The sequence below is a fragment of the Candidatus Eisenbacteria bacterium genome, from assembly GCA_035712145.1.
GTDB lineage: Bacteria > Eisenbacteria > RBG-16-71-46 > RBG-16-71-46 > RBG-16-71-46 > DASTBI01.
Genome location: DASTBI010000247.1, coordinates 1 through 15,108 on the forward strand (window position 1 = coordinate 1; position 15,108 = coordinate 15,108).

General features: G+C 66.7%; 8 protein-coding genes. 6 read left to right on the plus strand and 2 right to left on the minus strand.

The window, feature by feature from the left end; genetic code table 11:
* On the plus strand, window positions 1-882 hold an 882-nt coding region (locus tag VFQ05_17100), incomplete at its 5' end, for a LysR family transcriptional regulator (GenBank protein ID HET9328487.1).
* A gap of 28 nt (window positions 883-910) precedes the next feature.
* Here VFQ05_17100 and VFQ05_17105 read toward each other — a convergent pair.
* Complete coding sequence (locus tag VFQ05_17105) at window positions 911-2,983, minus strand: EAL domain-containing protein (protein ID HET9328488.1); 2,073 nt, start codon at window positions 2,981-2,983, stop codon at window positions 911-913.
* Between the two features lie 339 nt (window positions 2,984-3,322).
* On the opposite strand from VFQ05_17105, the gene VFQ05_17110 reads away from it, so the two are divergent.
* From VFQ05_17110 to VFQ05_17125, 4 genes are all read left to right on the plus strand, one after another.
* A complete protein-coding gene (locus VFQ05_17110) occupies window positions 3,323-3,646 on the plus strand; it encodes a hypothetical protein (protein HET9328489.1) in 324 nt (107 codons plus the stop codon).
* Window positions 3,647-3,934: 288 nt separating this feature from the next.
* Window positions 3,935-4,801, plus strand: coding sequence for a hypothetical protein (locus VFQ05_17115; GenBank protein ID HET9328490.1), 867 nt, complete (start codon window positions 3,935-3,937; stop codon window positions 4,799-4,801).
* 367 nt (window positions 4,802-5,168) lie between these two features.
* Entirely contained in the window at window positions 5,169-9,758 is a 4,590-nt protein-coding gene (locus VFQ05_17120) for an FG-GAP-like repeat-containing protein (protein ID HET9328491.1), read from the plus strand.
* 71 nt (window positions 9,759-9,829) lie between these two features.
* Complete coding sequence (locus VFQ05_17125) at window positions 9,830-10,960, plus strand: alpha-hydroxy acid oxidase (GenBank protein HET9328492.1); 1,131 nt, start codon at window positions 9,830-9,832, stop codon at window positions 10,958-10,960.
* A gap of 12 nt (window positions 10,961-10,972) precedes the next feature.
* On the opposite strand, the gene VFQ05_17130 is transcribed toward VFQ05_17125, so the two are convergent.
* Entirely contained in the window at window positions 10,973-12,022 is a 1,050-nt protein-coding gene (locus VFQ05_17130) for a sensor domain-containing diguanylate cyclase (GenBank protein ID HET9328493.1), read from the minus strand.
* Between the two features lie 449 nt (window positions 12,023-12,471).
* On the opposite strand from VFQ05_17130, the gene VFQ05_17135 reads away from it, so the two are divergent.
* Window positions 12,472-15,039 carry a response regulator gene (locus VFQ05_17135; protein HET9328494.1) on the plus strand — a complete coding sequence of 856 codons (2,568 nt, stop codon included), beginning with the start codon at window positions 12,472-12,474 and terminating at the stop codon, window positions 15,037-15,039.
* Window positions 15,040-15,108 lie beyond the last annotated feature (69 nt).

Below are 15,108 nucleotides of genomic sequence, written 5' to 3' on the forward strand. Positions count from 1 at the left end.
TGCGAGCGGCTCCTGCTGGCGCAGTCGACGCTCAGCGCGCAGATCGGTGCTCTCGAGCATGCGCTGGGAGAGAAGCTGTTCGAACGCGCGGGTCGGAAGCTTCGGCTCACGGACATGGGCCAGACCGTGTTCGGCTACGCCGATGAGATCTTCTCCCTGGGGCGTGAGCTCATGGGGAGCGTGAAAGGGCGGCCCACCGGGCGGCCACTCCGTCTCGTGGTAGGCGTGGCCGATGGAGTGCCCAAGCTGATTGCCCACGACCTGCTCAAGCCCGCGCTTCGCCTGGCGGAGCCCGTGCGGTTGATCGTGCGGGAGGAAAGCACCGTCAAGCTGCTCGCCGCGCTGGCGGTGCAGGAGGTGGACGTGGTGCTGGCCGACGCACCCGCCCCGTCCGAGGTGCGGGTGCGTGCCTTCAATCACCTGCTCGGCGAGTGCGGGGTGACGCTGTTCGCGGCCACCAAGCTGGCGCCGAAATACCGCAAGGGATTCCCGCGCGGCCTCGAGGGCGCCCCGTTCCTGCTCCCGGGCCAGACCAGCACCCTCCGGAACGCGCTCGAGCAGTGGTTCGACAAACAGCGCATTCACCCTCGCGTCGTGGCGGAGTTCGATGACAGCACGCTGATCAAGGTCTTTGGCCAGGAGGGGAGCGGCGTCTTCGCGGCGCCTTCCGCCATCGAGGCCAGTGTGTGCCGCCAGTACGACGTCGCGATCGTCGGGCGTCTAGACGAGATGCGCGAGCGGTTCTATGCCGTCTCGATCGAGCGGCGACTCAAGCATCCAGCGGTCATTGCGATCACCGAGAGCGCACGCAGTGAGTTGTTCAGCGAGCCGCCGCGAGGCCGAGTCGGCCGGGCACCGGCAAACCTTCGCAGGGGCAAGTAGAGCACCGCTCGACCCGCTCCGACAGGGCTCATCCAGCTGGGGCCGCTCCCGCCCTCTGCAGCACCTCCGATACGGGTCTCGGCAGACCGATGTGATAACCCTGTGCATGATCGACACCGATCGTGCGCAGGAGGCGAGCCGTCTCCTCGTCGCCAACGAACTCGGCGACGGTTTTCGTGCCCATTCCCCGCGCGATGCTGACGATGGCTTCAACCACGAGCTGGTCCATGGAGCTGGTCGCAAGGCCGCGGATGAAGTCTCCGTCGATCTTGAGGTAGTCGAAGGGAAAGTTCTTGAGGTAGTAGAAGGAGCCGAAACCCGCGCCGAAGTCGTCCAAGGCGAACCGGCAGCCCCTGCCGCGCAGTCGGTTCGCGAAGGCCTTGGCGTCCTCGATATTGGCGATCGCCGACGTCTCGGTCAGCTCGAAGGTCAATCGGGCGGGGTCGATGCCGGCTTCGTCCAACGCCTCTTCGATGAGCGCGGCAAGCTTGCGGTCCCCGATGGACTTGCCCGACAGGTTGACGTTGAGGACGAGCGGAAGCCCAGCGCGCGCGTGCTCGGCAATCAGCGAGATCGCCTGACGCACGACCCAGCCGTCGATGGCCTGGATCAATCCGAAGCGCTCGGCACCGTAGAGAAAAGCACTGGGTGGGAGCGGGTCTCCTCGTTCCTCGTCCGGCAGGCGAAGCAAGAGCTCGTACTGGCAGATCTCGTTCTTGCTGAGGTCGAGGATCGGCTGACAGTAGAGGAGAAGCCGATCCTCTTCGAGCGCGTGGCGGATCCGCTCCGCTTCGACGAGCCGGGCCGATCCGCGCGCTCTCTTACCGGCGACCGGTCGATACATCGCGAAGCGATTCCGCCCCGCCTCCTTGGCCTCGTACATGGCGAGGTCGGCGTAGGCGAGCACCTCGATGTCCGTCAAACCGTCGAACATGGTGACGCCGATGCTGGACGTGATATGGATCGAGCGATCGGCGAGCACGGCCGTCTGCCGGCCCATGGCCTTGACCAGCTCATCGGCCACGCTCTGTGCATGGTCGGCGTCGGTCTGGGGAAGTAGCACCGCGAACTCGTCTCCGCCGATCCGCGCCACGATGTCCGTTTGACGCAGGCGCTCCCTCAGGAGCCCCGCCACTCCCTTGAGTACATCGTCGCCGGCCCTGTGGCCGAAGGTGTCGTTGACGTCCTTGAAGTTGTCGATATCGATGACGAGCACTGCTCCTGGGCCGCCATAGCGGGACACTCGATCGGTCTCTCTCGTGAGCTCCTGCTCGAAGTGCCGTCGGTTGAACAGGCCGGTCAGAAAGTCGTGATCCACGAAGTACTCGAGACGCCGCGCGAGCTCCTTCCGCTCGGAGATGTCCTGCACCTGCGTCACGGCATAGAGGGGCACCCGATCCTCGTCGCGGACGATCGACGTGGTCACCAGCACCCAGACATGATGGCCCCAGGCGTGACGGTAGCGCTTCTCGACCTGGTAGCTGGCGATCTCACCGGACAGGAGCTGCTGCAGGCTCTCCGCGTCGATCTCGACTTCGTCAGGATGCGTCATCGCGCGAAGTGTCGTGGCTCTCAGTGCGTCTTGGGTGTAACCGGTGATCCGGCAGAGCGCGTCGTTGACCTGCAACCAGCGACCATCCATGGCGATGAGCGCCATGCCAATAGGAGCGTTGTCGAACGCGCTCTCGAACCGCTCGCGCACCTCGCGCAGACCCCGCTCTGCTGCCCGCGCTTCCTTCGCGACTCGCTCGCGCTCCGCCGTTTCGTGCCGAAGCCGGTCGTTGGTGGACGAGAGCTCGCTTGCAGCCGCCTCGAGCTCGTCGATCCTCCGCAGCTGGGCCATGGCGACCGAGGTGAGCATCGCAGTGCGCCGACCGACGTGCTCCGCGATCTGCTCGGGGGCCTGTTGCAGGATCGCTTCCAGTCGCTCGAGTCGTTCGAGAGCTTCCGACAGCGAATTGGTCTCGTGTGCGTCGATCCCATGCCGCAACGCCGTTTGGGCCGCGGTCAGGTCGGCGATCCAGTCGCGAGCATACTCGTCGAGATGACCGCCCGTACCGGAGGATGGAGGCTCGCTGTTCGGCTGTTTGGGATCCGTCATCCTTGACTCCATGGAGCCCCGCGTGAGGAAGGTGACTTCCGCGCACGAGATGAGTCTCCCTGCCTGTGTGGTTTGCGCGCTGGCAGCCAGACTGTATCGCCTTGGTGACGCGAGTCAACAACACGGACAAGGCTTCATCGAGCCCTGCTCGACCTCGAGCGACACATCGCTCAGAGCGAAGGGTTACATCCAAACTTTCTATTTTTCATGCGAGGCGCGATCGACGATGGTTGATCCACGTAGGGAAACCCCCGACGCTCTTGGCCGCCACCAGCTGCAAGGGGAGCGCGTGATGATCCGCCCCCCTCCCGAAAGGGAAGGAGTCATTCGATGACATCCATGTTCGCGAGTATCCGAAAATACAAGGAAGCACCCGCGTTTGCCGACGATCTGTCCAAGCGGCAGGACGAGGTCAAGTCCATCCTGCGCCCGATTCGCGGGTTCCAGGCCTACTACCTGATCAAGACGAACGAAGGCGTCACTTCGGTGACGGTGTGTGACGACCGCGCAGGCACCGAGGAATCGAACCGCGTGACGTCGGCCTGGATGAAGGAGCACCTTCCGGCGTTCGCGACCGGTCCGCAGGACATCACCACGGGTGATGTGCGCATTCACCTGAACAACGATGAGCTCGTGCCCGTGCCCGTGAAGGTGACCGTCTAGCGAAGAGGCGCAGCGGGCCCTTTGCGGCCCCCTGCAGTCGACTCTGTGTCCGTGGTTCGCCCTCGAGTCTCGCGACCTGCCAAATCATTAGCAGGGTGGGCCCGGCACAGAGCGTTCGGCCGCCCCGGTCCGATTCCGGGTGCCGCCTCCAACTGACGATAGGCCGCGGCTCGCGATCTCCATCGAGCCGGGCCCCCCTAAGTCCGGCGAGACTCCTGCCGGAGGCGAGGTGTAACCTGTTCTGGAGCGCGACCCCCGCGCTCGCCCTTGCCCGAAGAGCGCCGCCCGATGACTTCAATCCCGAGAGCCGCCCGATTCGCCGTCCTCGGCGCATGGCTGGTCATCGGCTGTGGCGAAGACGACCACCCCTCCAACCCAGCCACGCCGACGGACACCGGTGTCTCGGCGCAGTTCGTCTCGCCCGCGATGGGCGTGGTCAGCTTCACCCACTTTGTCGTCACGATCACGGCCTCGGTGTGGAACGAGCAGCAGCCATTCGATGCCTCCTGGCACTACGACGCGGGGCTCACGCAGTGGGCCAGGGCCGACAGCGGGTACTCGTCCGAGTACGTCTCGTCTCCCGGTGGCCCGACCACCGAGGTCCGCCGCTGGTCGGTGGTGGACATGCGCGTCGAGTTCCGCAAGGCAGGCGTGCCACAGGCCGACTATCTGACCGCCGATCAGGCGCGCATGCAGCTCCGCGTCCGACAGTTCACCTCGACGGAAGGCGGCTCATACGTGCCGCGCGAGACCTACGACATCACCACCCGAACCAGTGGCCAGTTCGGACTCACTGCGGGCAGCGCCGACACCATCGTGATGCTCGGGAACGTGCTCGGCTGGTGGGAGCACGCGCTGGTGATCGGAAGACAGAAGTTCGATTATGGCGGCACCATCCAGATCGACCTCAACTATCCTGATCACTTCGTCATCTGCCCGGACGAGCGAATGACGGCGGACATCTACGTGTTCGAGGACGGGGTTGAGGTAGATCGCTACACGGGATCCTTCAGCGCCGCGCAGGACCAGGAGATCTACACCGGCGCGATCGAGAGCGAGCGCGGCCCAGGACGCTACGTGATCAACAGGAATCGTGGCTGCTCGACGGGGACGGCGCCCGTACTCGCCCTTCAACCCGAGCTCGATGAACGCTGAGTGCTCGGCTGTCTTCGAGCGTCGCGGGTCTTCTGGCGCGGCCATCTCCTTGTAAGCCAGTCCGGTAGCAGGGTCCCGCGAGATCGGGCTCCTCGCGCGGCTTGGCCAATCCCTTCGCGGCCTACCTGTTCGTTTTCCGCCGTTCGCACGTGAGAGGGGATGAGGACGCGCCAACAGGTGGGCCCATCCTTCGGTCATCCTCACCCGGCTCCCGAGGAGTACCCCCATGAAAGCTCGGACGGTCGCCACTCTCGCCCTCGCCCTCCCGGTTATCGGAACGCCAGCCTTGGCCGATCCCACGAGATCCGTCTCGACCAGTCGAACGACCGATTGCAGCTTTACGCTCGTCGCCGCAGGGCTGACCGATGTGCTCGACTCCTCGGTGGCGTGGGGAGACTACGACAACGACGGCGACCTCGACCTGGTGCTCACGGGCCAAGCGAGTGGCGCCATTCCCATTGCCAACCTGTACCGGAACAGTGGCGGAGCGAGTCCCACGTTCACCGACGTCGGCGCGGGGCTGACGGGTGTGTGGGGTTCTTCGGTGGCGTGGGGGGACTACGACAACGACGGCGACCTCGACCTCCTGCTCACGGGCACTCAGGACGGCGTGTCGGGCATCTCCAAGGTCTACCGGAACAGCGGTGGAGCGAACCCCACTTTCACCGACGTCGGTGCGGGGCTGGCGGGCGTTGCCTACTCCTCGGTGGCGTGGGGGGACTACGACAACGACGGCGACCTGGACATCCTGCTCACCGGTTCGAGCTTCACCGGCCCCATCTCCAAGCTGTACCGGAACAGCGGTGGAGCGAACCCCACGTTCACCGACGTCGGCGCGGGGCTGATGGGCGTTACCTACTCTTCGGTGGCGTGGGGGGACTACGACAACGACGGCGACCTGGACATCCTGCTCACCGGCACTCAGGACTTCGTGTCGGGCACCTCGAAGGTCTACCAGAACAACGGCGGTGCGAACCCAACCTTCAGCGACGCCTTCGCGGGGCTGACGGGGGTATGGGAATCGTCGGTGGCGTGGGGGGACTACGACGAGGACAACTACCTCGACATCCTGCTCACGGGCTGGACCACTGGCCCGGCCGTTTCGAAGATCTATCGGAACATCGGCGGGGCGCACCCTGCGTTCGTCGACATCGGTGCGGGGCTGCAGAGCGTGGGTTATTCCTCGGTAGCATGGGGGGATTACGACAACGATGGCGACCTCGACGTCCTGCTCACAGGTAACGGTGGCACTCCCGTCTCCAGGGTGTACCGGAACAGTGGCGGGCCAAGCCCCACGTTCAGCGACGCCGTCGCCGGGCTGCAGGGCGTTGCCGCGTCCTCGGTGGCGTGGGGGGACTATGACGACGACGGCGACCTGGACGCCGTGCTGACCGGCGGCAGCAGCGGAGGACCGACCGTCAGGCTATACCGAAACGACTCGTGCACCCCCAACACCGCGCCCTTGGCGCCCACTGGGCTCATCACGATGCAAAGTTCCGCGGGCATGACCTTCGCCTGGGACCCGGCGAGCGACGCCCAAACCCCCACCTCCGGGCTCTCCTACAACCTGAGGGTCGGAACGACACCGGGTGGCAGCGACATCTTCTCCTCGATGGCGGCGGCCAACGGCGATCGAAAGGTGGTGGCGTTCGGTCACGCGCAGTGGCTCGGGTGGACGCTGAAACTGCCGCCGGGGAGCTACCACTGGAGCGTGCAGGCGATCGACGGCGCCTTCGCGGGATCCCCCTTCGCCACGGAGGCGAGCGCTTGCGTGTCAGCGTTCACGGACGACGGGGCCGCAGTGACCGGCGTCGATCAGTCCTCCGTGGCATGGGGGGATTACGACAACGACGGCGACCTCGACATCGTGGTCACCGGCCACAACGGCGTCCAGGCCAGCGCCAAGCTGTATCGGAACAACGGCGGGCCGAATCCCATCTTCACCGACGTCGGCGCCGGGCTGACGGGCGTGTACCTCTCCTCGGTGGCGTGGGGGGATTACGACAACGACGGAGACCTCGATCTGCTGATCACCGGCCGGACGAGCGGCGCAACACCGGCGCCCACTTCGAAGCTCTACCGGAACAGCGGCTCGCCCAGCTACACCTTCAGCGACGTGGGCGCCGGGCTCAAGGGCCTGCAGTACTCGTCGGTGGCATGGGCGGACTACGACAACGACGGGGATCTGGACATCCTGCTCACCGGCTCGGATGGGGGCGGATACTTCACGAAGCTCTACCGGAACAGCGGCGGGGCGAACCCCACGTTCAGCGAGGCCGGCACCGCGCTGCCTGGCGTCGATCAGTCGTCCGTGGCGTGGGGCGACTACGACAACGACGGTGACCTCGACCTCTTGCTCACCGGCCATGACGGCGTCACGCCGATCGCGAGGTTGTATCGGAACAACGGCGGGTTGAACCCCACGCTCAGCGACGTGGGCGCCGGGCTGCAAGGTGTCTTTCTCTCCTCGGTGGCTTGGGGGGACTACGACAACGACGCCGACCTCGACATCTTGTTCACAGGGCATGACGGTGTGAGACCTTTCGCGACGATCTATCGCAGTTCGGGCGGCGCCAACCCGACCTTCGGCCCCGCCATCGGGGCTATGGGGGAAGGCGTGTTTCGAGGCTCCGCGACGTGGGGGGACTACGACAACGATGGCGACCTGGACGCCCTGCTCGCGGGTTCCACTAATACCGGATGGGTGTCGAAGCTGTATGCGAACAATGGCGGGCCGAACCCGCTCTTCAATGACATCGGCGCGGGACTGCCGGGCCTCGTGTACACGTCGGCGGCATGGGGCGACTACGACAACGACGGCGACCTCGACATCCTGCTCACGGGGTTCGACGGCGTCACCTCCCGCTCCGCCATGTACCGTACCCAGACCTGCACGCCCAACAGCGCGCCCAACGCGCCGAGCGGACTCACGGCCTCGACGGGGCCCTCCGGCACGACCTTCAGCTGGAACGCGGCGAGCGATGCGAAGACGCCCGCCGCCGGGCTCAGCTACAACCTGAGAGTGGGCACGACGCCGGGCGGCAGCGAGATCTCCTCGGCCATGGCCGCGGCCAATGGCTACCGCAGGGTGGTGCGACTCGGCAACGTGCAGGAGCGGCTGTCGTGGACGCTGAGGCTGGCGCCGGGGAAATACTTCTGGAGCGTGCAAGCGATGGACGGCGCCTTCGCGGGGTCTCCCTTCGCCATGGAGGAGTGCGTACCGGGCGTCGCGGAAGTCGGCGCTGGGTTGACGAGCGCGAGCTACTCCTCGGTGGCGTGGGGTGACTACGACAACGATGGCGACCTGGACGTCGTGATCACCGGCCATGATGGCGCCGCGCCCATCTCCAAGTTGTACCGGAGCAACGGAGGAGCGAACCCGACCTTCAGCGACGTGGGCGCCGGGCTCACAGGCGTCTACAACTCCTCGGTCGCCTGGGGTGACTACGACAACGACGGCGACCTGGACCTCTTGCTTACGGGGAACACGAACAGCGCGTTCATCTCCAAGCTGTACCGCAACAGCGGCGGAGTGAACCCCACGTTCAGCGACATCGGCGCCGGGCTGACGGGCGTCTATTCTTCTTCGGTGGCGTGGGGGGACTATGACAACGACGGCGACCTGGACATCCTGCTGACGGGTGGCACTGGCCCTCAAGGCACTTCCAAGGTGTACCGGAACAGCGGCGGGGCAAACCCCACGTTCAGCGATGTGGGGGCCGCGCTGACGGCCGTCACCTATTCCTCGGTGGCATGGGGTGACTACGACAACGACGGGGATCTGGACATCCTGCTCACCGGCCATGATGGCGCCGCGCCGATTTCCAAGCTGTATCGGAACAGCGGCGGGGCGGACCCGACGTTCAGCGACGTCGGCGCCGGGCTGATGAGCGTGTATCAGTCCTCGGTGGCGTGGGGGGACTACGACAACGACGGCGACCTGGACATCCTGCTCACCGGACAGGATGCGAGCTTCGTTGCCTTCTCGAAGCTTTACCGGAGCAGCGGCGGAGCCAACCCGACGTTCAGCGACGTGGGCGCGGGGCTGACGGACGTCTACGCATCCTCGGTCTCCTGGGGGGATTACGACAACGACGGCGACCTCGACATCCTGCTCACCGGCGGCGGGCTCGCCGGAGTTTCCGCGAAGCTGTACCGCAACAGCGGCGGTGCGAATCCCACCTTCAGCGACGCCGGCGCCGGGCTGTCGGGCGTGGCCTTGTCATCGGCGGCGTGGGGCGACTACGACAACGACGGCGACCTGGACATCCTGATCGCGGGCAGCACGGGTGGCACCTCCATCTCCAAGCTCTACCGGAACGCCTCCTGCGTCCCGAATAGCCCACCCGGCCCACCGAGCGGACTCACCGCAACGACCGGATCCTCGGGCACGACGTTCAGCTGGAATGCGGCGAGCGATGCTCAGACGCCGGCGGCGGGGCTCTCCTACAACCTGAGAGTCGGCACGACTCCGGGCGGCAACGAGATCTCGTCGGCGATGGCCGCGGCCAATGGCTACCGCAGGGTCGCGCAGCTCGGCAATGCGCAGAAACGAGTGTCGTGGACCTTGGCGCCAGGGCACTACTACTGGAGCGTGCAGGCGCTGGATGGGTCGTTCGCGGGCTCGGCTTTCGCGACCGAAATCACTGTCGACGTTCCCAGCTCCGCGGAGGCTCCGACCGCTTTCGCATTGAGCGCGAACCAACCCAATCCCTTCTCGCGCACGACCCGGATTGGCTTCGATCTGCCGCGAGCGGGGGCGGTGAGCGTGCGGGTGTACGACGTGAGCGGGCGGCTGGTCCGAAGGCTCGCCGACGAGCGGATGCTGGCTGGGCGGCAGCACGTTGATTGGGATGGTCGCAGCGATCGCGGCGTGTCTCTTCCCGACGGAGTGTATCTCTGCGTCATGGAGACGGACGGCTTCAGGGGCAGCCGGCTCATGGTGCTGGTGCGATGACGTGGTTGTAAGCCCTTGCTCTCCCCGGGGAGAGTAAGGAGTTGCAGAGTTCTGGTAGGGTGCCGCTTCCCATGGTCATGAAGAAGCGCCGCCCCGCGAAGCGAAGCACCACCCGCCGCCGCGATCCCATCGATCGCTGCATCAACATCGCCGACTTCGAAGCCATGGCGCGCCCGCGCATGGCGCCCGGGGCGTTCGACTACTTCGTCGGCGGCGCGGAGGAAGAGCGCACGCTCGGCCTCAATCGCGAAGGCTTCGACCGCTACGTCTTCCTGCCGCGCGTGCTGGTCGACGTGAGCCAGGTGCGGCTCTCGACCACCGTGCTGGGCACGGAGGTGTCTTCGCCCATCCTGCTCGCGCCGACGGCCTATCAGAAGCTCGCGCATCGCGAGGGCGAGCTGGCGACGGCGCGTGCGGCGGGAAAGGCCGGGACCCTGATGTGCGCATCCACCATGGCGAATCATTCGCTGGAAGCGATCGCGGCCGCGGCCAGCGGCCCGCTGTGGTTCCAGCTCTACGCCCATCCGGAGCGCGCGCTCACCGAGCGTCTGGTGAAACGCGCGGAGCAGGCAGGCTATCGCGCCCTGGCGCTCACGGTCGACACGCCGCGGCTCGGCCGGCGCGAGCGCGACCTGCGGAGCGACTACCGTCCGCCGCGCAACCTCGAGCTGGCCAACTTCGCAGCTGAGGGAATCGAGATCGGATGGGAGCATCTGCCGGGCCGCTCGCGGCTCGCGCCCCACCTGCTCGACGCCTCGGTCACGTGGAAGACGATCGAGTGGCTGAAGAGCCTCACCACGATGCCGGTGGTGCTCAAGGGCGTGATGCGTCCCGACGACGCTCGGCGCGCAGTCGATGCCGGCGCGGCGGCGATCTGGGTGTCGAACCACGGGGGCCGGCAGCTCGACGGCGCGCAGGCCACGATCCTCGCGCTGCCGGCGGTGGTCGAGGCGGTCGATGGCGCGGTCGAAGTGTATGTCGACGGCGGCATCCGCCGGGGCACCGACGTGCTCAAAGCGCTGGCGCTCGGCGCACGGGCGGTCTTCATCGGGCGGCCGTATCTGTGGGGGCTGGTCGCCGGGGGTGAAGGGGGCGTGACGCGCGTGCTCGAGCTGCTGAAAGACGAGCTCGAGCTGGCGATGATGCTGGCCGGCGTCGATGACGCGCGAAAGGTCGATCCGACGCTCGTGATCCGCTCGTGACGCCGCGGAGCTCTAAGCGGTTCGCCGTCTCGCGATCATCTGGCCGAGGTCGGTCATGTTGGGCGGAGTGGAGAGGGCCGCGATGCAGTTCCTCCCGCTCTCCTTGGCATTCTTGACCGCGCGCCTGGCGGCCGCGACCAGATCGCGAATCTCGGTGGCGTCGTGAGGGAAGGAGGCGGCGCCCACGCTCACCGTCACCGCGCCGGGGGTGGAGTTCGAGAAGCCCTGCCGCTCGATGGCCGAGCGCATGCGCTCCGCCACCTCGACCGCGCCTTCGCGGCTGGTCTGGGGAAGGATCACCATGAACTCGTCGTCACCGATCTTGGCGAGGACATCGAACGACCGCACCTGCTGGGCGAGCACCAGAGCCATCTCCTTGAGCAGCAGACTGCCCTTCAGCTCCCCGAAGGCTTCGTTGTAGGTCTTGAGGTGATCGACGTCGATCAGCAGGACCGACAGCTCCTGGTGGAACCGGCTTGCGCGCCGCGTTTCGCGGCGTAGCGCGGTCTTGAGGTAACGGAAGTTGTAGACCTCGGTGAGGTCGTCGGTGATCGTGCTCCGCTCGTTGCCGGTGGTGAGCCGCAGGTTATCGAGCGCGCCGGAGAGCCAGGCGCCCAGCATCAACATCATGCGCGTGTCGTTGAGCGAAAAACGCGCCCGGCCGCGACGCCGGTACGCGGCGACGGCCGCCGGCACCGGATCACGCCTCAGCACCGGAATGAACACCGCGGGACCGGCTTCGACGCCTGGGCAGCCATCGGTCTGCGCGATTCTCGGCTCCTCGGTGAGATCGGCCAGGACCAGCGGCTGGCCGCTCTCGATGAGCCTGCGAATCGCTTCGCTGCCTTCAGGCGGCGAATGCAGTGCCGCCGGCATGCTGTTGCCGGCGTGGATCATGATGCGCTCGCCCTTGCGGTTGGAAAGGGTCAGCACGACGGCGTCGGCTTCGACCAGCATGAGAGCGGTTCTGAGCGCCTGATCCAGCAGCTCGGTTCGCGTGCGGCGCTCGGAGGGATTCCCGAGCTCCACCAGCGCTCGCAGCGATTTCTCCTGTGGCGTCATGAGCAGGTCCCTCGGTTCGAGGACGGCATGTCGACATGGAGTTACGCAACGCATATGCCACACCCCGCTGCCGAGCCGGTGCGGCACACGCATGTCGTGACGTTCGAAGGGCCTGACCCGCGCGCCTGCGCCGTGGTTGAATGCGCCATGGCTCGTCAGGACGTGCGAGAGCGGCGGGTCATTTGGCTCAGAGCGACGCCCTACCGCCCAGCCGACCCCTCGGAGCGGCGCGGGGAGCGCGGCCGGACGGCCAGCCCCTTGCGGCGGGGGTTTCGCCATGCGCCGCGCATTTCGCACGAACGGATCGCGCGAGACGAGCGCCCCACCGGGCAACGAGGGCTGGGACCTGTAACTTCGCTCAAGCGCCAAGGGGCATCTACCGATAACCCGAGCGTCGACGAGCCCAAGACTTCTGTGCACCTTCCCCCAGCGAGAGGCAGGAGCAGTCCGTGGAACGGAGTCCCGAGAAGTCCGGCGCGCGCGTGCCGGCTGGCAAGAGCGCAGCGGGCGCCAAAGGCGCGGCGTTCGATCCGCGCGACCTCGTCCCCGAGCCGATCTTCTGCCTCGACGGTGAAGGCCGGCTCATCTGGGTGAACCACGCCGCCGAGAAGCTCTCCGGTTACACCGCGGCGCAGCTCATCGGGCAGTCCTTCACCATGCTGCTGTCGCCGAGCAAGCGGCAGAGTCTCTCGAGCTACTTCATCCGCCATCTCCATGTGGGCGAGAAGCCGGAGTGCGAGCACGACGTCCCGCTGCTCACTCGTGACGGCCGCACCGCATGGGTGGGCGCTCGTGTGCGACGAGTCCGCACCCTGCACGGCAAGGTTGGATACGTCGCCTGTGCGCACGACTTGCACGACATGGTGTTCCAGATCGAGGAGCTGCGGCGCCAGGTGCGCGACCTCAAGGTCAAGACGGCCGAGGCGACCGCGGCCGCGCAGCTCAAGGGCGACTTCCTGGCCGCGATGAGCGAGGAGATCCGGACCCCGATGGATGGTCTCCTCACCATGACCCGGCTGCTCCTCGAATCGAATCTCGACCGCGATCAGCGCACGTTCGCCGAAGTCATCCACGGCTCGAGCGATTCGCTGCTGACCCTGGTCAACGACATCCTCGACTTCAACAAGATCGAAGCGGGCGCGCTCCAGATGGAGACCCTGGACTTCGACGTGAGGGTCACGGTGGACGGAACGGCGGCGCTGCTCAACCCGACGGCCAATGCGCGCCGGGTCGACCTCTCGCGCCAGGTCCACCACGACGTTCCGGCGCAGCTCATCGGCGATCCTGGACGGCTGCGCCAGGTGCTCACCAACCTGGTGCGCCGCATGATCCAGTATCTCGAGCAGGCACGGGTGCAGATGTGGGTCAACCTGATCGAAGAGACCGCCCACGAGTCCGTGCTGCGGTTCTCCATCAGCTATTCGTCGCACGAGCCCGCCGCGGAGCTCGGCCAGCTCGTCGAGGTCTTCTCACAATCGGATACGCCGGCGGCGGGGACTCTGGGCGGCGACGCGCTCGCGTTCTCGCTCTCGCGGCGACTCGTGGCCCTGATGGGCGGAGAGGCCGGAGGAGAAGCTCAGCGAGGCGGGGGCGAGGTGTGGTTCCAGATCCCGTTCAAGCGAGCCGAGGCGAAAGTCCCGGCGGGACCGCTGCCCGATGTCGAGCTCAAGGACGTGCGCGTGCTGGTGGCCGATCCGTCGGTCGGCATGCGCATGGCGCTGACCGAGATGCTGTCGTCATGGGGATGCCAGGCGGTCGAGGCGGAGGATGGCGTCTACGCGATGGCCCTGCTGCAGGAGGCGGCGCGCCAGGGCAATCCCTACCGGGTTGCGCTGATCGAGAACCAGCTTCCCGGCAAAGACGCCGAGGACCTGGCCAAATCGATCCGTGCTGACGCAGCACTCAAGGACACGCTGTTGATGCTGCTCGCCGCGGTCGGACGTCGCGGCGACGCGGCCCGTGCTCAGGAGCTCGGCTACTCCGCTTATCTGGTCAAGCCCTTCGAGCCTTCGTACCTCTTCGATGCGCTGGCAGAGGTGATTCACCGCGGGGCGGAAGGAACGTCGCAGGGGATCGTGACCCGCCACTCGGTGGCCGAGCGCCGACGGCAGCGCATGCGGATCCTGCTGGTCGAGGACAACTCGGTGAACCAGCTGGTGGCGGTGGCGGCGTTGCGTCGTGCCGGTTTCCAGCCCGAGACGGCCGCCAGCGGGGCCGAGGCGATCCAGTCCCATGCCCTCCAGCGCTTCGACATCGTCTTCATGGACCTGGAGCTGCCGGACATGGACGGGATCGAGGTCACGAGGCAGGTCGCCGAGATGGAGGAAGGATCGGGCAGGCGCACGCCGATCGTGGCGCTCACCGCGCACGACCTCTCCGACGTGAAGGCGAAGTGCCTCGCGGCCGGCATGAAGGACGTGCTCACCAAGCCGCTCGACCTCGACTCGATGGTCGAAGCCGTCGAGCGCTGGGTGCAGCCGGAGAGCATGCTCGAGCCGAAGACGGGGGAGGGCGTCGTCAAGCCGGCGCTCAAGCTGGTCCCCCCGCCGGTGGTGGTCAAGGCCTCAGCGCCGATCGTCGAGAAGATGCAGGCCCCGCCCGAAGGCTTCGAGACGACCGCCGTGGTGCCGTTGCCGGTGGTGCCGCGCGCTCCCATCGAAGAGAGCGATACCGGAGAGCCGATCCTGGACGAGGCGCGGCTCAAGGCCTCGAGCATGGGCAACGCCGACCTCGAAGGCATCCTGATCCGCACGTTCGTCAACCACATCCGCCCGCGCCTCCAGCGCCTGCGCGATGCGGCTCAGGTATCCGATGCCGGCGCCATCGAGTTCGAGGCTCACGGCCTCAAGGGCATGTGCGGGACGATCGGAGCGATGGCCTGCGCGGATGTGTTCTCGCGCATCGAGCGCCTCGGTCGCGAGAAGCGGCTCGAGCCGGTTGCGCCGATGCTCGACTATGCCGAGATCGAGGTGTCGCGCGTCGAAGTGCTGGTCGGACCGCGCGCCAAGGCCGCATAGCATTCGAGCCGGCGGCATTCGGGACCCGCGTCCGCTGAGGGCGCGGGTCTCTGTGCTATGGTCCGCCGT

What these genes read in the sequence shown, in the direction of transcription:
- VFQ05_17110 (HET9328489.1), top strand. Translation starts at nt 3,323, where the DNA reads ATGTTCGCGAGTATCCGAAAATACAAGGAAGCACCCGCGTTTGCCGAC.
- VFQ05_17105 (HET9328488.1), bottom strand. Translation starts at nt 2,983, where the DNA reads ATGACGGATCCCAAACAGCCGAACAGCGAGCCTCCATCCTCCGGTACG.
- VFQ05_17125 (HET9328492.1), top strand. Translation starts at nt 9,830, where the DNA reads ATGGTCATGAAGAAGCGCCGCCCCGCGAAGCGAAGCACCACCCGCCGC.
- VFQ05_17130 (HET9328493.1), bottom strand. Translation starts at nt 12,022, where the DNA reads ATGACGCCACAGGAGAAATCGCTGCGAGCGCTGGTGGAGCTCGGGAAT.
- VFQ05_17115 (HET9328490.1), top strand. Translation starts at nt 3,935, where the DNA reads ATGACTTCAATCCCGAGAGCCGCCCGATTCGCCGTCCTCGGCGCATGG.